Raw genomic sequence first — 19089 nt, 5'->3', positions numbered from 1 at the left:
CCGTGCCGCCGACCGGACGCAGGTGGTGACGCGATGACTGTGCACTTCATCGGGGCCGGCCCAGGGGCCGCCGACCTGATCACCGTGCGGGGGCAGCGGCTGATCGCGGCGGCGCCGGTCTGCTTGTACGCGGGCAGTCTCGTGCCGCCGGAGCTGCTCGAATGGTGCCCGCCGGGCTGCCGCGTGGTCGACACCGCCGACCTGAACCTCGACGAGATCATCGCCGAGCTGGTGGCCGCCCACGAGGCCGGCCACGACGTCGCCCGCCTGCACTCCGGCGACCCGTCGGTCTTCAGCGCGGTGGCCGAACAGATGCGCCGCCTCGACGCCGCCGGAGTCCCCTACGACGTGGTCCCCGGCGTCCCCGCCTTCGCCGCGGCGGCCGCCTCCCTGCATCGCGAGTTCACCGTCCCCGGAGTGGCCCAGACGGTAATCCTCACCCGAACCGCCGAGCGTGCCACCGCCATGCCCCCCGGCGAGGACCTGCCCACCCTGTCAGCGAGCCGAGCCACGATGGTGCTGCACCTGTCTGTGCACCGCATCGAGGCGGTGGCCGCCGAGCTGATCCCCAGCTACGGCGCCGACTGCCCGGTAGCCGTCGTGGCCCGAGCGAGCCGGACCGACGAGCTGATCGTCCGAGGCACGCTGGCCGACATCGCCCCGCTGGTCAAAGAGGCCGGCATCCGCCGCACAGCAATCATCGTCGTCGGCGCCGCCCTCACCGCCTCCCAGTTCCCCGACAGCCACCTCTACTCCACAAACCGCTGCCGCACCGACCCCCATGCCTGACCCAGCCACCAACCACCAGCACGCCGAGGCCGCTGAGCACGCAGCCACTGAACAAGCGCTCACAAAACACGGCAGCGCAGACAACGCAACCGCTGAACGCCCGCTCACAGAACGCGGCAACGCGGGAAGGTCTGCCGTGATCGACCGTCTGAATGCGCTCGCGGCCGATTGGTCGCCGATACCGAGCGATTCGCGGCCGCGCGTGCTGATCCTGGGCGGCACGAGCGGGGCCCGGGCCCTGGCGGGCTCACTGCCGGGATTCGCGGTGATCACGTCGCTGGCCGGCCGGACCTCCTCCCCGCTGTTGCCCGCCGGGGACGTGCGAATCGGCGGGTTCGGTGGCGTCGAAGGGCTGACCGGCTACCTGCGGGCACACCGAATCGACGCGCTGGTGGACGCGACCCACCCCTTCGCGGCCACGATCAGCGCCAACGCGGCACAGGCGGCGAGCCGGGCCGGGGTGCCGTTGGTCGTGCTCCGGCGCCCGGGCTGGGTCGAGCAGCCGGGCGACGCGTGGCATCACGTACGCGACCTCGAAGAAGCAGCCGCCCTGCTCGACGGCCGCCGGGGATCAACGGCTCGGGTATTCCTGACGACCGGACGCCAGGGCATCGCCGCGTTCGCCGACGTCGACGCCTGGTTCCTGGCGCGCTCGGTGGAACCCCCGGAACCGCCCATGCCGCACCGGCTCGAGGTGGTGCTCGACCGCGGTCCCTTCACGCTCGAGGGCGAGCGCCGGCTGCTCGACGAGCACCGCATCGACGTGCTGATCAGCAAGGACAGCGGCGGCCCCGACGCCAAGCTGGTTGCCGCCCGGGAGCGCGGTCTGCCGGTGGTCATGGTGGACCGGCCGCCCGCGGCGGCGACGGCCCACACCGTGGCATCTGTCGCCGAGGCGGTCGAGCAGGTGCACCGCCTGTTCCGCGCCGGCCCGAACGATAGATGAAGTTACTGGCCGAGCAGCCAGCGATGCGGGGCGGCGAGCTTGCGGGCGGCGGTCGGCCCCCACGAACCCTGCGCGTACGGCACGGGCTTCGGCCGGTTGTCGAGCAGCGGCCCGACCGCCTTCCAGGTCGCGCTGAGGCCGTCCGGGCGGGTGAAGAGCGACCGGTCCCCCAGCAGCACGTCGTGGATCAGGCGCGAGTACGGCGGTAGCGGCTCGGCGTCCGGCACCTCCTCGAGCGGCAGCCGCACCGAGCCGCCCTCGACGTCGAGGGCTACCCCGGGCCGCTTCACCAGCAGCGACAGGTCGATCTTGCCGTTGCCGGCGAGGTCGAACGACAGGACGTTGCCCTGCGGGGGCAGGTCCGGCAGGGGCTTCGGCGGCGTCTTGAGCACGAGGCTGACGACCTGCCTGCCGGCGGCCATTCTTTTTCCCGTACGCAGCAGGAAGGGCACACCCCGCCAGCGCGCGTTGTCGATCCAGAGCTTCGCGGCGACGTACGTGTCGGTCGTGGATCCCCGCTTGATGCCCTTGATCGATTTGTAGCCCGTGTACTGCCCCAGCACCACCTCGGCCGGGTCGAGCGGGCGGAACGAGCGGATCACCCGCTCCCGGGCGGACTGCAGGTCGGCCGCCCCGAGGCTGGCCGGCGGCTCCATGGCGACCTCGGCGGCCACCTGGAACAGGTGCGTGACGAGCATGTCGAGCACCGCGCCGGTGGCGTCGTAGAACCCGGCCCGATCATCGACCCCGAGCGTCTCGGGCACGTCGATCTGCACGCTCTCGAGGTGCTCACGGGTCCACAGGGCGGCGAACGCCTCGTTGGCGAACCGGGTCACGTGCAGGTTCTGCGTCGCCTCCTTGCCCAGGAAGTGGTCGATCCGATAGACCTGATCCTCGCCGAAGACCCGGTGCACGAGCCGGTTCAGCGAGCGGAACGACGACGGCGACGTGCCGAACGGCTTCTCGTAGACAGCCCGCGCGCCCTCGGCCAGGCCGTGCTGGCCGAGCGCCTTCGTCGTCTCCTCGAAGGCGACCGGCGGGATGGCCAGGTAGTGCACGAGTTGCGGCGAGCCGCCCAGTTCGGCCCGGGCCGAAGCGATCACGTCGAGCAGGCTGCCGGGATCGTCGGAGCGGAACCCGCCGCCGGCGAAGCGCAGCCGGTCGGCGAACGTCTTCCACGGCCCGTCGCCGGGGGCCGGGCCGAACTCCTCGAGCGCCTTACGCACGTGGTCCCGAAAATCCTCGTGCGAGACGTCGCCGCGGCCGTTGCCGACCAGGAGCCACTGGTCGGGCAGCAGGCCCTCGATCGCGAGCGTGTAGAAGGCCGGCAGCACCATCCGCCGGGCCAGGTCGCCGGTCGCGCCGAACAGCACGAACACCGTGGGGCCGGGAGTCTTCGCCATGACCAGCCTTTGCCCGGCCGATCGGGGGCTCACACCGGCTGTGACGACCGGAACGTCCCGCGGTAGGCCTGGGGCGTCGTCGACAGCCGCTGGGCGAAGTGGTGCCGCAGCGTGGCGGCGCTGCCGAAGCCCGTACGGTCGGCGATCGCGTCGACGCCGAGGCCGGTCTCCTCCAGCAGGTTGCGGGCGAGCAGCATGCGCTGGCTGATGAGCCAGTCGTGCGGGGTGGCGCCCGTTTCGTCGCGGAACTTGCGGGCGAAGGTGCGCGGCGCCATGTGAGCCAGTTCGGCCATGGTGTCGACGGTGTGCGCCTGGTCGAGGGTGGCCAGCACGGCCGTCAGCACGGGCTGGAGCGTCTCGCACTGCACGGACTTGAGCGGCGTCTCGATGTACTGCGCCTGGCCGCCCTCGCGGTGGGGCGGCACGACCATGCGCCGGGCCAGCATCCGGGCCACCTCGGTGCTGTGTTCCTGGCGGATCAGGTGCAGCCCGGCGTCGATGCTGGCGGCGGTGCCGGCGCTCGTCAGGATGCGCCCGTCCTGCACGTAGAGCACGTCGGGGTCGACGATGGCGGCCGGGTAGAGGCGGGCCAGGCGGGCCGTGTGCAGCCAGTGCGTGGTGCAGCGGCGGCCGTCGAGCAGGCCGGCCGCGCCCAGAGCGAACGCGCCCGTGCACACGCTCATCACCCAGGCGCCGCGCTCGTGGGCCCGGCGCAGGGCCTCGAGGACGGGCGCGGGCGGCTCGAAGGCCGGGTTGTCGAAGGGGGCGATCACGACCAGGTCGGCGTCCTCAGCCCGGCTCAGGTCGTGGCGTACGGCGATGTCGAACCCGGCCCGGCTGGGCACCGGCCCGCCGTCGAGGGAGCACACGGCGAAGTCGTAGGCCGGGAGCCCGTCGGCCGTGCGGTCGTAGCCGAACAGCTCGCAGAGCACGCCGAGCTCGAAGACAGCCACCTCGGGCAGGGCGATCACAGCCACGTTACGGAGCATGTGACGGAGCATACGGCGGGTTGGCAGGATTTTGAAGGTGTATGGCATCTCTGCCACTGTCGAGCATCCACGGCCACGACGAAGCTCTATGTCATGGCTATCGCAATCGCAATCTTCTTCCTGGTCATCCTCGCCTTCGCCGTCGCCGGCCGCACTGTGGACTCACGCGACAGCGCCGACTGGAAGCCTTCGGACGGCGGCTTCCGACACCCCTGAAAAGTGGGGGCGGCCCGGCGGCCGCCCCCACTTCCGCTCAGCCCAGAATCGAGACCGGGCGCCGAGGAAGGCCGGTCAGACGCCGGCCATCGCCGGGGTGCGAGTGGTGACGGAGTCGCGCCAGACCGGGCGGATGATCCGCGTGACCGGCACGACCGCACGCTCACGGCGCCGGTGCAGCACGGTGCAGACGATGGCGGCGCTGATCAGGCCCACGCCCGACGAGGCGAAGAGCGCCGGCTGGCCGGTCACGATCCCGTACGTCATCCAGGACGCGCACGCCCCGGCCGCCATCCGCCAGCGCAGCGGCGAGAGGCCCGACAGATCGAGGTGGCGGTCGCGCAGCAGGGCGAGCGGCTGCGGAATCGCTGAGACGAATGAGATACCGGCCAGCAGCGTGCCCAGCACGGAGGCCGCCGCGTGGCCGCTCACGCCGGGCAGAGCGGCCGCACCGAGGCTGATCAGCGCGGCCGCCACGACTGCGCCGGCGCTGGTGGCGGCGACCCGCAGCGCTGCCCGGGAACGCAGCCGGGGCTGGGTGATCAGCAGCGCGGCCATGATCGCCAGCCCGGTCAGGCCGGTCGCCGCGTTCGTCATCACCTGGAGCCACTGACCGGCCAGCAGGCCGTAGCTGATCCACCCGATCGGCATCGCCACCCCGAGCGCGCAGGCCGTGGCGGACAGGCCGCTCGTGCGCCGCTGAACGCACGACTTGTAGACCTGGGGCCAGGAGAGTGACACGGACAGCACGGCGGCGACGAGGCCGAGGGCGTAGGTAAGCATGATCCATTTCTCGGGTCGGGAGCAGGGCAACAGGTGTCCCTTCGCCGGGAAACCGGAGCTCCTGACCGGCTGCCACCGGCCCGCAACCAGGTGCTCCCCGACGGCAACCGCCCGGTCCGGGAGTTTTCGCCGAGGTAAGGCGCAAAGCCGCCAGGGGGTGACATCCGGCGGCGGCCGTTTGGCACAGTGGACGGATGCTCACCGACGTTGATCTGCCGGCGCCCGGACTGCTCTGGACGCGCTGGGCGACGCTCTCCGCGGCGCTGACCGGCATCGGCTACGCCGACGTGTGGTTCGTCGACGAGCGCGGCGCGCACCACGACGACCACGGCGGCAGCTGGGCCCGGCTGGCGCTGGTCGACGGCGCGCGGGCGGTGCTGTTCGGCTACGACCGCGACCACAGCGCCACGGTCGACGCCGACCCGCCGATCGACGTGCTCACCGGCGCGCCCGAGTGGCTGCCCTGGGACGACCTGACCGCGCTGGCCGAGGCCGACCGCCTCGGCTTCGTCGTGTGGCACGCCGAGGGCCGCTGGTCACGCACCCGCTACCGCGACGGTTTGAGCGACGGGCTGACCCACACCGTGGCGCCGGTGCTCAGCACCGAGGCCACCCTGCAGGAGCTGGCCGAGGTCGTCCACGAGTGGGGCCGGCACGAGCTGCGCACCCCGGCCGCCCGCGACGAGGTACGCAGCGCCGGCGAGGACCTACTGACCGCCGCGGTGCGCGGCGAGATCACCGGGTCGTCGTTCGAGCGGCTGCTCGGCCGGCTCACCGAGCCCGCGCTCGACCTGCGGGCGGCGCTGTTCGCCGCCGGCCGGGGCGGCCTCACGGCCGGCACCCGGCCGCCGCGCATCGCGCCGGGTGAGCGCCCGCCGATGCGCCGGGTGCGGCGGCTCAGCCAGGGCGAGCACGACCGCCTGGTCTGGGCGGCCATGCAGGACGCGGCCGAGCTGAACCGCCCCGAGCCGCCCGGCACGGCCGAACTCGAGGCGCTGGCCGCGTGGATGCGCGAGCGCTCACCCCAGCAGGACGGCCGGTGCACGGTGCTCGCCTACGCCGACGCGACCAGCCTGAGCGTGCAGGGCGGCAAGCACCCGCCCGCCGAATCCCCCGACGGGCCCCGCTTCGGCACCTTCCAGCAGATCAGCGCGCTGGTACGCAATCTGCGCCGGGCCGAGTCCGACCCCCGGTACGGGCGGTGGCTGTTCCTGCGCGTGCAGACCACCCCGACCGCGATCCTGGTCGAGCGCCGCTACGACTCGTGGCCCAAGTGGTGGGCCGACGACGGCGTCTCGGGTCCGTGGCGCACCAACCTGCACGAAGAGATGGCAGGCCGGTCCCCCCAGTGGCGCCCGGCCTGGGTCCGCCTGCTCGACCCGGAGGTCGCCTACCGCCCGGCGGGCTAGCTGTCCAGCTGGCGAGCGCGACCCAGCCGATGCCTGTCTGAAACTGTCCTTGCTTGATCCGGACGCAGGACCGACAGCCACGGCGCACTGTTGCTGCAAGGCGCGCCGGCCCGGCTCGACGCCGTGTGCCCACTGGTGAGGTAGCGCCGTCAGCTGGCGCTGCTCTGGACCGGGACGACAGGGGAAGGGTTGAGTCTGGTGAAGGCCTCCTGTCGTTGGTAAGGGAAGTACGGGTACGGCGCGGTGCGGGAGCTTGCGGCGTCGAGTCGTGCAACCTGGTCGGGGGTGAGGGACCAACCAACCGCGCCGATGTTCTGCCGCAGTTGCTCCTCGTTGCGGGCGCCGATGATGACGGTGGCCACGGTGGGTCGTTGCAGCAGCCAGTTCACGGCGATCTGGGGTACCGCTCGGCCGGTTTCGCGGGACAGTTCGTCGAGAACGTCCACGACGCGAAACAGGTGTTCGTCGTCGACCGGAGGGCCGTAGTCGGCGGTGGCGTGCAGGCGGCTCGCGGGCGGCAGCGGCGTGTCGCGGCGGATCTTGCCGGTGAGCCGGCCCCAGCCCAGCGGACTCCACACGACGGCTCCGACGCCCTGGTCGAGGCTGAGTGGCATCAGCTCCCATTCGTAGTCCCGGCCGATCAGGGAGTAGTAGATCTGGTGGGCCACATATCGGGTGCGGTGGTCGCGGTCGGCGATGGCGAGGGATTTCATGAGCTGCCAGCCTGCGAAGTTCGAGGCGCCGACGTAGCGGATCTTGCCCTGGCGTACCAGGTCGTCCAGGGCCGATACGACTTCCTCGATGGGCGTTCCTGCGTCGAAGGCGTGCAGTTGAAACAGGTCGATGTAGTCGGTGCCGAGGCGCCGTAGCGCGGCCTCGACCGACCGGATGAGCCGGGCGCGCGACGTTCCCAGGTCGGCGGGTCCGTCTCCGGTCGGCAGGCCGCTCTTGGTCGACAACAGCACGGTGTCGCGCCGGCCTCTGATCGCCTGGCCCAGCACCTGTTCGGATGCGCCGTCGGAGTAGACGTCGGCGGTATCGAACATGGTGATCCCGGCGTCGAGGCAGATGTCCACAAGCCGTCGCGCCTCTTGTGCGTCGGTGGTGCCCCAGGCGCTGAAGAGAGGCCCCGAGCCGCCGAAGGTGCCGGCTCCGAAGCTCAGAGCGGGCACAGTGAGTCCGGAGGTTCCGAGTCGTCGGTATTCCATGGCGGCATCTCCTCATGCTAACGGTACACGGTTCCCATTAAGGTGTGGCTTAAGCTAGCAGCCTGGACTGCTTAATGGAACTGGAGAACCGTTATGACCGTCGGCACAATCCGGCCCGGCGGACGGACCGCCCGAGTGCGCGCCGCCGTGCTGGGCGCTGCCGCTGACGCGCTGGTCGAGCATGGCTTCGCCCACCTCGACCTTGCCGATGTGGCAAGCCGCGCCGAGGTTGGCAGAACCACGGTCTACCGTCGATGGGGAACAGCCGCCGGCCTCGTCGCCGATCTACTCACGGACATGGCCGAGCAATCGTCGCCGCGCGTCGAAACCGGCTCACTGCTCGAGGATCTGCGCGCCAACGCCCGACTCGTGCAGCGCACCTTGGCCGACCCGCGTCAAGGGCCGTTGTTCCGGGCGGTCATCGTCGCGGCGACCTGCGACCCCCGAGCCGCTGAAGCGCTGCATCGCTTCTACGCCGTCCGCATCGCCGAGTGGGCCCCATGCGTGGAGCAGGCCGTACAACGGGCCGAGCTGCCCGTGGGCATCGACGCCGAGGAAGTCATCCGTGCAGTATCAGCACCGCTCTACTATCGGCTGCTGATCAGCGGGGACTCCGTCGATACGGACGCGGCGGACCGCGCCGCCGAGGCGGCAGTGGCAGCCGCCAAGGCGGGCGCTTACACCGCCGACAGTGATCCAGCCTGACGAAGGGGCATCGCATCTGCCGCAGTCAGCGCTTCGGCGAAGTAGGCGACGGCGTCGCTGCTAAACCGTTGGTGCGGCTCGGCTGGGGCGGGTTAGCGTGCCGCCGTGGCGATGCATGCGGATGAGGTTCGGGCTACCGGTGAGCTGGTGCGGCGGCTGGTGGCGGCCCAATGCCCGCAGTGGGCCGGCCTGCCCGTCACCGAGCTGCCGGGTGAGGTCGAGGGCACCGATCACGTGCTGTTCCGCCTGGGTGACGAGCTGGTCGCGCGGATGCCGAAGATCGGGTGGGCGGTGGGCCAGGCCGAGTCGGACGCGCGGTGGCTGCCTCTGCTTGCGCCACTTCTTCCGGTACGGATACCCGTTCCGGTTTTTGTCGGTGAGCCCGGCGATGGCTATCCGTGGCGTTGGAGCGTCGTGCCCTGGCTGCCGGGGAACACGCCGCCGCGGCTGGGTAGCGACGACGCCGTGCTTGCGCGCGACCTCGCGAGTTTCGTCCACGCCCTGCACGCCGTGGATCCGGTCGGTGGGCCGGTTGCCAAGGCCGGGGGGCGTGGGGCTCCGCTGCGCGACATCGACGCGAGCGTGCGGCGGGGGATGACCCTGCTGTCCGAAGAGGACGGACTCGACCGGCCGGCTGTCGAGGCCGCGTGGGAGAAAGCGCTGGCCGCGCCCGAGTGGCACGGGGCTCCGGTGTGGGTCCACGGCGATCTGCAGCCCGGCAACCTGATCACCGAGGGCGGGCGGCTGACCGCGGTGGTCGACTTCGGCACGCTCGGTGTGGGTGATCCGGCGGTGGATGTGGCTGCGGCGCTGTGGACGTTCACCGGGAGCGCCCGGCGGGAATTTCGGCAGGCTGCCGGCTACGACGACGCGACCTGGCGGCGGGCCTGCGGCTGGGCTCTGGCGTCGCTGAACGGCATCGACTACTACCGGCACACCTTTCCGCGGATGGCCGAACACGGCCGCCGCATGGTCCGGGCGGCGATCACCGAGCTGGGTTGAGGGAACGGGGTCGCCCGGTCGGCGAGGGCCGGGTAAGGATGGGGGATGCGGGTTTTCCGGGACGGGTACGGCGTTCCCCATCTTCGGGCGGACACGGTTGACGAGCTGGCGTTTCTGCAGGGGCGGGTGACGGCGCGCGACCGGCGCGAGCAGATCGATGTCGAGCGGCGGAGGTCCGAGGGGCTGCTCTCCGAGTTGATCGGGCCGGACGGGCTGGGGTGGGACAGGTTCGCCCGGCGGTCCCGGATCGATGACACGGCGCGACGGTGTTTCGCGAACCTTGATCCGCGTACGCGGCAGTGGCTCCGGGCGTACGCCGAAGGGGTGCGGGCCGAGGGGCTGGTGTGGCATCCGTGGTCGTCGCTCGGGGTGTTCCTCGCGCGGCACATCATGTTCGCCAGCTTTCCCAGCAAGATGTGGAACTCGCACGTCGAGCGCACCCTCGGGCCGCAGGCCGTCGCGTGGTTCTCGGCCGAGGCCGCGGCCAGTTCGGGCAGCAACGCCTGGGCCGTGCCGGGGATCGTCGCCGGCGACCCGCACCGGCTGATCGAGCTGCCCGGCGTCTATCAGCAGATCCGGCTGTCGTGCCCGGAGTTCGACGTAGCCGGGCTGACCTTCGCGGGGGTGCCGGGCGTGCAGCATTTCGGGCACGCCGGCGGAGTGGCGTGGGCGGTCACGAACGCGATGGCCGACTATCAGGACCTGTTCGTCGAGGAGCTCCGGCGCACGGTCTCGGGGGTCGAGGCCCGCGGTCCCCAGGGCTGGGAGCCGGCTGAGGCGCATACCGAGACCATTCCCGTACGCGGTGGAGGCAGCGAACTGGTCGAGGTCGTCGAAACCGCCCGCGGGCCGATCGTCGACGGCAGCCTCAGCCTGCGCACGCCCACCCGGGCCGGGTTCGACCTCGGCTTCGGCGCGCTGCTGCCGCTGCTGCACGCGTCCACCGTGGACGATGTCGCGGCCGCCCTCGAACGCTGGGTCGAGCCGGTCAACAGCATCCTCACGGCCGACACCACCGGGCGGGTCCTGCAGCTCACGGTGGGGCGGGTCCCGGTGCGCGACGACCGTAACGGTCGTGTCCCGGTGCCGGCCTGGGACCAGACCTACGCGTGGCAGCCGGGCTATGTGCCAATGACCCGCACCGAGGTCACGGGCATCGCCGTGAACGCCAACGATCGCCGGCCGGACACCGAGGCTTACGGGAACGCCTTCTCCTCGAAGGCGCGCGCCGACCGCATCCGTGAGCTGATCGATGAGGGCGTGCCTTCGCAGCGCATCCACATGGACACTCCGATGCGCGCGGAGAGCGTCGAGGCCGGTCGGCGGGCGGCCTGGCGCTCCGCGGTCGCGCGACGCCTGTACGAGCATCCGGCCCTGAAGCCTCTGATGGAGCCGCCCGGCTTCGACCCGCTCTTCGACAGCTGGACGAACCCGCGCGTCCGCATCGGCTCGGTGCTCGACGGTGTGCTGGCCGGGCTGGGGCTCACGGCGGCCGAGGTGGTCGATCCGGCGACCGTCGAATCGGGGCCCTGGGGCGAGCGGCACCTGCTTGATCCCGTACGGCTGCCGGGGTCGCGAACCGTCATCCCGCGCACCCAACTCTCGGGGGAACGCGACTCGGTGCTCTGCCTCAGCAGCATCCCGGGTGTGACCGACCTGTGCTCGCGCGGCCCCGTCGCCCGCTACGTGTGGGACCTCGCCGACCGGCAGCGCAGCCGCTGGGTCGTGCCGTTCGGCGCCGCGGGCGACCCGGACTCGCCACACTTTCTCGACCAGCTGCCGCTGTGGGCCGTCGGCGAGCTGATTCCGCTGGTCACGGACTGGTCCGCGTTGATCGAGGAGCCGCTGGGCTGAGGCCTGTGAGACTTTGGGCGGAGCAACGGATCCGTGACACGATCTTCAGCTGTCTCGACGGTTGGTACCGGCTACGTCACGGCATCCGACGGCTTGTTGCGGACCAGTACGCCGATGAGGGTCAACAAGGCGACCGCCTGCACGAGCGCCACGGCGGCCACCAGGCTCGTCACCGACTGCTCGTAGAGCAGGCCCGCCGCGGCGCCGCCGGCCAGTGCGCCGGCGCCCTGCACCGCGGCGAAGATCCCGTACGCGGTGGCTCGGCTGTCCCGGGGCACCAACTCGGCGACGAGGGCCTTGACGGTGGAGTCCTGCACTCCGACGGCGGCTCCCCACACCAGGATCCCGGCAACCGGCGCCGGCAGGCCGCCGCCGAAGACCAGCGCGGGAACGCCGGCGATCATCGCCGGCAGCACCACCAGCATCCACGGACCGGCCCGGTCGTACGACATACCCGTCGCCAAGGCCGCGACCGCGCCCGCGGCCATGGCGGCCGCGTACATCAGCGGCACCGCGGCGGTGGCGACCACCCCTGCGCGAACCAGGTGAAAGCCGATCAGCCCGAAGGTGACCAGGCCGGCTGTGCACAACGCCATCGCCACCGCGAACCAGTGGAACCGGGCAGGCAACGACTTCCGTCCGGCCGCCGGCGATGCCTGCGGGGCTGGACCACCAGCAGCAGCGCGGGACGGTTGTGCTCGGCTCCGGATCGCGAACAGCAGCAGCATCGCCACCACTGCCGGCGCGGCGAGCGCCGCCAGCGCCGGCCACAGCAGCCCGGCCGACGATGCGATGATCGCAGCGACGATCAGCGGTCCAGCGAAAGCGCCGACCTGGTCGAGAGCCTTGTGCACGCCCAAGCCGCGGCCCATGCCGACCCGGCTTGCGGCGTCGGCGAGCAGCGCCGACTTGGCCGGGCTGCGGACGGCCTTGCCCAGGCGTTCGGCGAGGATCAGCACGGCGGCGACCGCCAGGCCGGCGCCGCCCAACGCCGGCGTCACCGCCAGCAGCGGTACGCACACCGCGGTCAACCCGTAGCCGAAGATCGTCAGCGTCCAGTACCGGCGTGTCCGATCCGCCAGTGGCCCGGACACCAGCCGCAGTAGGAGAGCCACGGCCTCCCCGGCACCCGTGGTCAGGCCGACAACGACCGCCGACGCGCCCAGCGAGGCCAGCAGCGGCCCATACACGGATCGGGCGCCCTCGTAGACCATGTCCGCGGCCAGACTGACCACACCAAATCCGAGGACCACCCGCCAGGCTCGTTTGCCTGTCCCGGAGGCAGTCGCCGCCCGGCCGGCCGAGGCATCGACTGGTCGTCCGGCTTCGACAGCGTCGTCAACGCGTTCCACACCGGCAGGCATACCGGAATTATCCGCAGCGGTGCCCGGAGGCCGGCCATCGCCCCGCACGTCCGGACCGGACCGGGCCGGTGCCGGGGCGGCCCTCGTTCGCCAGGCCGAGCCCGCGACCGCCGTTGGGTGCTCCTGGCGCCCGCCAGTAGCCTGAGCCCATGAGACTTCGTGCGGAGCTGCAGCGCACGGGCGCCACGACCACCGGTTTCCAGGTGCCCGACGAGTTCGTCGGCGAACTCGGCGGCGGTGGCCGCCCCAGGGTCGTGGTCGTGTTGAACGGCTTCACCTTCCGCTCGTCGATCGCCAAGATGGGCGGCAGCTACTGGCTCGGCGTGAGCGCCGAGCGCCGCGAGGCGGCCGGGGTGAGCGGCGGCGAGACGTACGACGTCGAGCTCGAGCTCGACGCGGCCCCGCGCGAGGTCGAGGTGCCGGACGATCTGCGCGCCGCGCTGGCGGCCGAACCGGCCGCGCGCGACTTCTGGGCGACGCTCTCGTTCTCGAACCAGCGCTATCACGTCGACCAACTCACCGCAGCGAAGACGGCTGAGACCCGGGCCCGGCGCCTGGCCAAGTCGATCGCGCTGCTCAGCGCGGGCAAGGCTCGCTAGCTAGGGCGCGCCCTACCGCCTCCCAGGTAGCTGTCAGGGTCGGCTGACCCAGACCACCGACATCTCGACGTCCGGATGGGCGTGGGGTCGACGGACCTCCCGGATCCCTGTCCAACCCCATGAACGCAGGCTGTCGGCGACTTGCGACTCTCCACGGTTCTCGTTGGTCTTACCGATGATCAGGCGCCCAACCGGTGCCACGACGTGGTCGAGAAGGTGGTGCACAAAGCCTTCACGGCGACGGCGAGGCACGTACTCCAGGCCCGTCCGCACAAAATCGAAGCGCATCGGCGGTTGCCAGCCGTCAGCATTCGCGGTCCAGATACGGTCATGCCGCTGCGGATAGCGGGCACGAGCCCGATCGGCCAGCGACGGTGAGATCTCGACTCCGTAGGGCGTCACAGCCAGGCCGCGTTGATGCGACCAGCGCTCGACCGAGGCCATCAGCAGTCCATTGGCGCATCCGACGTCGAGGAACGTTCCCGGTCGGTCGACGGCCTGCATGATCAAACCGCGCGAGACATCCCACTCCCGCTCTGTGCCCGAGTGTCCGGAGCCCAGCTGGTCAGAGTTGGCCGAGAGGTAGACCGGCTCGATGAGAGCTTGAACCCGCCGATGCCATTCGGACTGGGAGATCTCGCCGCGCTCGTAGGCTTCGTCGATCGGCCTCATGAGGTCATAGCCTCGCTCCTTCGCGAGCTCACGCTCGCGATGGGCATCCGACATGACGATCACCGTACGGTGCCGGCACGACGCTGATGCACCGCCGCAAGCCCGGCACGTCCCTCCACGAGGCGCGCCCGAACCGCGGCAGATCCGGTCACTTCTGGTCGGATGTCAGCAAGGCCGCAAACCTCGATTCCGCCGGTCAAGGTATGAGGCGGTTGCCGGGCCGGACCGCGCGCCTCGTCATTCACCGGGGAACTCTGGTCGTGGTCGTTTGACCTCGATGTCTTCAATGCCGACGGCGCTGCTCACAGGCTGGCGGGCCGGCTGTCGCCGGTTTCGGCGAGGCGGGCGGCGTGCCGGCCCGGTGGGAGGCCGAACAGGCGCCGGTATTCGCGGCTGAACTGGGAAGCACTCTCGTAGCCGACCGCGAACCCGACCGCCGCCACGTCGCCCGGCTCGGCCAGCAGGCGGCTGCGGGCTTCATGCAGGCGGATCAGTTTCTGGAACTGCAGCGGCGTCATCGTCGTGACGGTGCGGAAGTGGCGGTGCAGGGACGTCACGCTCATGCCCGCCACGCGGGCCACGTCCTCGACGCGGAACAGGTCGGCGTGGTGCTCGCGGATCCAGTGGATGGCCCGCCCGATCTGGGCCACGTTGGGGTCGCCGAGGCCGATCTGGCGGACCGTGCCGCCCTGCGGGCTGGTCAGCAGCCGCCAGACGACCTCACGCTCCAGGCCGGCCCAGAGCACCCGCTGGTCGTCGGGGCGGTCGAGCAGGCGCAGCAGCCGCAGCACCGCGTCGAGCAGCTCCTCGCCGGCCGTGCTGACCGCGAAGCCGGGCGCCGGCTCGCGACGGGTTGCCGACGGCGCCTCCAACATCAGCTCCGCGACCAGCGGTGGCCGCAGGTGCAGGCCGAACACCAGGTACGGCTCGGCCGGCGTGGCCCGGGAGACGTGGGCGATCACCGGCAGCTCGACCGAGGAGACGACGAACTGGCCCGCCCCGTAAGAGAAAGCACGCTCGCCGACCGCGGCGTTTTTCGCGCCCTGCGCGACCAGGGCGAAGACCGGTGCGGACTGGCTCGGCATCGGCTCGGTGGGGTGGTCGCTGCGGTGCAGCACGAGGCCGGCCGGTGCCGGGCGACCGGCGTGGCGGTCCACCAGCTCCCGGATCCGGGCCAGCGCGCTCATGCCGCCATCCTGCCGACTTTGGCAGGATCAGGCAACGCGCTGGCAGCATCGATCTACCCGGTGCCCGGGCCGGAGGTGTGGACTCGGGGCATGCCACTCGACAGTTTCGTCACACTGGGCCGCTCCGGCCTGCGGATCAGCCCGTACACGCTGGGTGCGATGACCTTCGGTGAGGACCACGGCTGGGGAGCCCCGGTCGCCGAGTCCGAGGCGATGATCTCCGAGTACCTGGAACGTGGCGGCAATTCGATCGACACCGCCAACATCTACACCAACGGACACTCCGAGAAGATCATCGGTGACTTCCTGGCCGCACGGCCCGGGCTGCGGGACCGCATCGTCCTCGGCTCGAAGTTCTTCGGCAACCTGTTCCCCGGCGACCCGAACGGCGGCGGCGCCGGGCGCAAGGCCGTGGTCGCCCAGGCCGAGGAGTCGCTGCGCCGGCTGGGCACCGACTACCTGGACATCTACTGGTTGCACAACTGGGACCGCGGGGTCCCGATCGACGAGACGCTGCGCGCTCTCGACGACCTGGTCACGGCCGGCAAGATCCGGTACGTGGGGTTGTCCGACCTGCCCGCTTGGAAGGCGGCCGAGGCGCAGGTCGTCGCGCACTTCCGTGGGTGGACGCCGGCGATCGGGATGCAGCTCGAGTACTCGCTGCTGGAACGCACCAGCGAGGGCGAACTGATCCCGATGGCGGCCGAGCACGGGTTGGGCGTGCTGCCGTGGAGCCCGCTCAAGAGCGGCTGGCTCTCCGGGAAGTTCGCCCGCGGCACCGACACCGTCGACACGCGGCGCGGCGGCCTGATCGGTGGTCCCGGGGAACAGGACTGGCGGGTCATCGACGTCCTGCACGAGGTCGCTGCGGAGGCGGCGGTGACTCCCGCCGCCGCGGCGCTCGCCTGGGTCGCGGGCCGCCCCGGCGTGACCTCCGTGCTGATCGGGGCGCGGCGCCTGGACCAGCTCAAGGCCAATCTCGACGCGGTCGACGTGGAGCTGCCTCCGGAGCTGAGGGCCCGGCTCGACGCGGTCTCCGAGCCGGCCCTGAACTTCCCGGCCGTCAACAACCGCGACCTCGCGCCGGCCCTCGCCTTCGCCGGCGCGACAGTCGACGGTCGGCGTACCACCGTGCCGCTGCGGCGCGACGCCGGCAACGTTCGCTACTGACCCCCGATCAGGAAGAAGACCATGCAGCACGCCGTTCACCACATGCGCAGGCCGGGCCTGACCCGGGACCTGCCGTTCGGCCCGGAGGACCTGTTCTGGGTCGTCAACACGGCCACCCTGATCTACGGGGAACGCGACGCCGTGCTCGTCGACACCTACGCCACCGTGGATCAGAACCGTGCACTGGTGGACTGGGTGCGGTCCTTCGAGCGCCGGCTCACGCACGTCTTCATCACCCACCCGCACGGCGACCACCAATTCGGCGTCGGGCAGATCACCGAGGCATTCCCCGGCGTACGGGCAGTGGCCACCAAGGAGACAGCAGCCGGATCGGTGGGACAGGCCGGACCGGAGTCGCTCGAATCGTTTTGGGACCGGCTGTTCCCCGGTCAGATCCCGCGGCCGCTGCCGACTCCCGAACCGCTGGACGGCACCAGCATCAACCTGGAGGGCCACGAACTCCGGGCGATCGAGACCGGTTTCACCGACACCGCCGGTTCCGCCGTCCTCTGGGTGGCCGACCTCCGGCTGCTGGTCGCCGGGGACGTCGCGTACAACGACACTCACCAGTACATGGCGGAGACCACCACGGCGACCCGGGCCGAATGGGCGGCGACCGCCGACGGGCTGCGCGGGCTGAACCCGGCCGCGGTGGTCGCCGGCCACAAGAACCCGGACCGAAGTGATGATCCGGCCATCCTCGCCGAGACCGCGGCGTACCTGCGCGACTTCAACGCCCTCGACGCCACCACCGACACGGCCGAGGAGTTGTACGGCGCGATGCTCGAACGGTATCCGCGGCGGGCCAACCCCGGCTCGCTCTGGGGTGGCGCGAAGCGGGCGAAGCAGCGTTCCTGAACGCGGTTCAGCCGACGCATGCTCAGACGGCCGCCCGCCGCCCTTCGGTGGCGGGCGGTGCCGCGCTCGCTGGCGTCATTGAGGACACCGAGCAGGTCGGCCATGTGCAGTGCACTCAATTCGGCAGAAGCGGATAGCTGATCGCGGCCTCGGCGCGCTATCGGAGAGTAGTCGGCGGTTGACGGGTCGGTGCGTCAGTTGTCGAGCAGGGTTCGTAGGCGCAGGGTGTCGCCGACTGTCCAGCCCGGCGGGGGCGCCAGGGCGGCCCAGCCGTCGACCGCTCCGGACTTGTAGACGTGGCCGTGGCCGATCGGGGCCTTGTTGGCGAAGAGCAGGTCGACAGTGGTCTGCCAGAACGTGATGACCGGGTACCAGTGCATGTCGGGGGTGACGTCGGGGCCACGCTGGTTGTTCAGCCACTCGGGCTTGTGCCAGAGGAGGCTGGGGCTCCACCAGACGACCGGGTCCGAGGAGTTTTGCATGTAGACGACCTTGCGGGGCAGGCCGGCCAGGTCTCGGAGCTCGTGGGACTCGGAGGAGAACTCGACGGGCAGCTGGGGGTAGGTGGGGTCCCAGACCGGAGAACCGGGGGCGCGGGCGGCGGTCAGCTCGCGGTGGATCGGGTTGGCGAACATGGGGCCCTCGAGCAGGATGCCGTCGGCTCCGTTGACCATGGCGTCGGCGGTGCCGAAGGTCTTCTCGGTGCCGTACGTGCCCAGGCTCTCGCCGAAGATGAGGAGCTTGGGGCGGTCGGTGGCCGGCATCGCGGCCCAGCGCTGGCGGACGGCGCCGATCAGGGCCGAGGCCGCGTCGACGACCTTGGTGCGGTCGACCGCGAACGAGATCCAGCTCGGCAGGTAGCTGTACTGCATCGACACCAGGGCCGTGTTGCCGCCGTACATGTATTCGAGGGAGCTCGGCACGTCGTTGTCGACCCAGCCGGTGCCGGTGGGGGTGAAGACGGCGACGACCGCGCGGTCCCAGGCGTGGGTGCGGTCCATCTCCCGGACGACGAGGGCCGCTCTCTCCTCGACCGTGTCGGCCGAGGACAGGCCGGCGTAGATGCGCACCGGGTCGAGCGCGGTGCGGTCGCTGAACGCGCTGAGCTGGTCGGCTCCGGGTGCCTTGGTCACGAAGTTGCGGCCCTGGCGGCCCAGCGAGTCCCAGCTGATCAGCGAGCTCCGGCTGCCCGAGCGCAGGGCGGAGGCTGGTTGCACGACCCCGTTTCCGGTGCCGCTGTCGGTGAGCGCGGCCGAGCGGTCGGCGCTGGTGAACAGGTTGCTGACCAGGATGCCGTCGAACGCGGTGTAGCTGAGCAGGGTCACCACCACGAAGCCGGCGCAGTAGGCGGCCGATTCGGGGACCAGGCGGCCGAAGAGCCGGGCGAATCCGTGCGCGGCCAGCCGCAGGCAGCGGGCCAGCAACAGCAGCGCGCCGAAGGTGATCAGGCTGATTCCCACCGTACGGATGAGGTCGTACTCCTGCTGGGGCGGCATGCCGAGGCGTACGCGCAGGTCGCGCTGCCACCGCACGCCGAGCCACAGGAAGAGCAGGATCAGGGGCGGGACCAGCACGAACAGCACCCGCCAGGCGATCCGCTCGACCCGGCGCGACGGCCACCAGCGCAGGCGGACCACCGCCCCGATGGCTGTTCCCCCGGCGTACCCGAAGGAAGCAGTGAGCCCGGCCACGACCCCTTGCAGAAACCAGGGCCTCGGCAGCAGGGACGGCGTGTAGGTGAGGCAGTAGAAGATCGCGCAGAGGCCCATGCCGGTGATGCTCAGCCCGCAGCGGACGAGCCGGCGGCGAGGTACGACGGTCGGCGCCGTGGCCGACGAGATGACCCTGCGCTGCACGGGAATCAGGGGCGCCGGTATCACCACTCTGCGCATCGGCTCCCCCGCCCCTTGCCGCCGCCGTCGATATGCGTGACCC

18 protein-coding genes are annotated in these 19089 nt (G+C 71.2%); 10 read left to right on the top strand and 8 right to left on the bottom strand.

The genetic code is table 11. The annotated features are described in order from the left end of the window. The first annotated feature begins 33 nt into the window (after positions 1-33). Together cobM and KXC43_RS26710 are read left to right on the top strand one after the other, a co-directional pair. Positions 34-789, top strand: a complete 756-nt coding sequence (gene cobM, locus KXC43_RS26715; RefSeq protein WP_221378899.1) for a precorrin-4 C(11)-methyltransferase — start codon at positions 34-36, stop codon at positions 787-789. A 136-nt stretch (positions 790-925) separates the two neighbouring features. Continuing rightward, on the top strand, positions 926-1735 hold the full coding sequence (locus tag KXC43_RS26710; protein WP_308129263.1) for a cobalt-precorrin-6A reductase: 810 nt from the start codon (positions 926-928) through the stop codon (positions 1733-1735). Positions 1736-1737: 2 nt separating this feature from the next. On the opposite strand, the gene KXC43_RS26705 is transcribed toward KXC43_RS26710, so the two are convergent. Together KXC43_RS26705 and KXC43_RS26700 are read right to left on the bottom strand one after the other, a co-directional pair. Beyond that, a complete protein-coding gene (locus KXC43_RS26705; protein ID WP_221378897.1) occupies positions 1738-3138 on the bottom strand; it encodes a glucose-6-phosphate dehydrogenase in 1401 nt (466 codons plus the stop codon). A 29-nt stretch (positions 3139-3167) separates the two neighbouring features. Then, positions 3168-4127 carry a GlxA family transcriptional regulator gene (locus KXC43_RS26700; RefSeq protein ID WP_221378896.1) on the bottom strand — a complete coding sequence of 320 codons (960 nt, stop codon included), beginning with the start codon at positions 4125-4127 and terminating at the stop codon, positions 3168-3170. A 93-nt stretch (positions 4128-4220) separates the two neighbouring features. Here KXC43_RS26700 and KXC43_RS51265 point away from each other — a divergent pair, with 93 nt between their 5' ends. After that, a complete protein-coding gene (locus tag KXC43_RS51265; protein ID WP_255644855.1) occupies positions 4221-4343 on the top strand; it encodes a hypothetical protein in 123 nt (40 codons plus the stop codon). 75 nt (positions 4344-4418) lie between these two features. Here the strand turns inward: KXC43_RS51265 and KXC43_RS26695 are convergent, their stop codons facing one another. Continuing rightward, the gene (locus KXC43_RS26695; protein ID WP_221378895.1) at positions 4419-5126 is read right to left on the bottom strand and encodes a SemiSWEET transporter; all 708 of its coding nucleotides are present in this window, start codon (positions 5124-5126) and stop codon (positions 4419-4421) included. Between the two features lie 194 nt (positions 5127-5320). Here KXC43_RS26695 and KXC43_RS26690 point away from each other — a divergent pair, with 194 nt between their 5' ends. Further along, complete coding sequence (locus tag KXC43_RS26690) at positions 5321-6535, top strand: hypothetical protein (RefSeq protein WP_221378894.1); 1215 nt, start codon at positions 5321-5323, stop codon at positions 6533-6535. A gap of 149 nt (positions 6536-6684) precedes the next feature. Here the strand turns inward: KXC43_RS26690 and KXC43_RS26685 are convergent, their stop codons facing one another. After that, entirely contained in the window at positions 6685-7743 is a 1059-nt protein-coding gene (locus KXC43_RS26685) for an aldo/keto reductase (protein WP_221378893.1), read from the bottom strand. A 93-nt stretch (positions 7744-7836) separates the two neighbouring features. Here KXC43_RS26685 and KXC43_RS26680 point away from each other — a divergent pair, with 93 nt between their 5' ends. From KXC43_RS26680 to KXC43_RS26670, 3 genes are all read left to right on the top strand, one after another. Then, complete coding sequence (locus KXC43_RS26680; RefSeq protein WP_221378892.1) at positions 7837-8448, top strand: TetR-like C-terminal domain-containing protein; 612 nt, start codon at positions 7837-7839, stop codon at positions 8446-8448. Positions 8449-8559: 111 nt separating this feature from the next. Beyond that, positions 8560-9450, top strand: coding sequence for an aminoglycoside phosphotransferase family protein (locus tag KXC43_RS26675; protein ID WP_255644892.1), 891 nt, complete (start codon positions 8560-8562; stop codon positions 9448-9450). Positions 9451-9495: 45 nt separating this feature from the next. Then, positions 9496-11304, top strand: coding sequence for a penicillin acylase family protein (locus KXC43_RS26670; RefSeq protein WP_221378890.1), 1809 nt, complete (start codon positions 9496-9498; stop codon positions 11302-11304). A 71-nt stretch (positions 11305-11375) separates the two neighbouring features. On the opposite strand, the gene KXC43_RS26665 is transcribed toward KXC43_RS26670, so the two are convergent. Then, positions 11376-12668, bottom strand: a complete 1293-nt coding sequence (locus KXC43_RS26665) for an MFS transporter (protein ID WP_221378889.1) — start codon at positions 12666-12668, stop codon at positions 11376-11378. Between the two features lie 149 nt (positions 12669-12817). On the opposite strand from KXC43_RS26665, the gene KXC43_RS26660 reads away from it, so the two are divergent. Then, entirely contained in the window at positions 12818-13267 is a 450-nt protein-coding gene (locus KXC43_RS26660) for a YdeI/OmpD-associated family protein (protein ID WP_221378888.1), read from the top strand. Between the two features lie 33 nt (positions 13268-13300). Here KXC43_RS26660 and KXC43_RS26655 read toward each other — a convergent pair whose 3' ends face one another. Both KXC43_RS26655 and KXC43_RS26650 read right to left on the bottom strand, forming a co-directional pair. After that, entirely contained in the window at positions 13301-13993 is a 693-nt protein-coding gene (locus tag KXC43_RS26655) for a class I SAM-dependent methyltransferase (protein WP_221378887.1), read from the bottom strand. A gap of 248 nt (positions 13994-14241) precedes the next feature. Continuing rightward, the gene (locus KXC43_RS26650) at positions 14242-15126 is read right to left on the bottom strand and encodes an AraC family transcriptional regulator (protein WP_221378886.1); all 885 of its coding nucleotides are present in this window, start codon (positions 15124-15126) and stop codon (positions 14242-14244) included. A gap of 90 nt (positions 15127-15216) precedes the next feature. On the opposite strand from KXC43_RS26650, the gene KXC43_RS26645 reads away from it, so the two are divergent. Both KXC43_RS26645 and KXC43_RS26640 read left to right on the top strand, forming a co-directional pair. Further along, a complete protein-coding gene (locus tag KXC43_RS26645; RefSeq protein WP_221378885.1) occupies positions 15217-16296 on the top strand; it encodes an aldo/keto reductase in 1080 nt (359 codons plus the stop codon). A 21-nt stretch (positions 16297-16317) separates the two neighbouring features. Next, positions 16318-17154 (top strand): MBL fold metallo-hydrolase, encoded by an 837-nt coding sequence (locus KXC43_RS26640; RefSeq protein WP_221378884.1) that lies wholly within the window; start codon positions 16318-16320, stop codon positions 17152-17154. Between the two features lie 194 nt (positions 17155-17348). Here KXC43_RS26640 and KXC43_RS26635 read toward each other — a convergent pair whose 3' ends face one another. Continuing rightward, positions 17349-19046: an alpha/beta hydrolase gene (locus KXC43_RS26635; protein ID WP_221378883.1), complete on the bottom strand. Its 1698-nt coding sequence runs from the start codon at positions 19044-19046 to the stop codon at positions 17349-17351. Positions 19047-19089: the final 43 nt, after the last annotated feature.

Source organism: Paractinoplanes polyasparticus (assembly GCF_019710575.1).
GTDB classification, from domain to species: domain Bacteria; phylum Actinomycetota; class Actinomycetes; order Mycobacteriales; family Micromonosporaceae; genus Actinoplanes; species Actinoplanes polyasparticus.
This window is presented reverse-complemented; position numbering and strand designations above follow the sequence as displayed.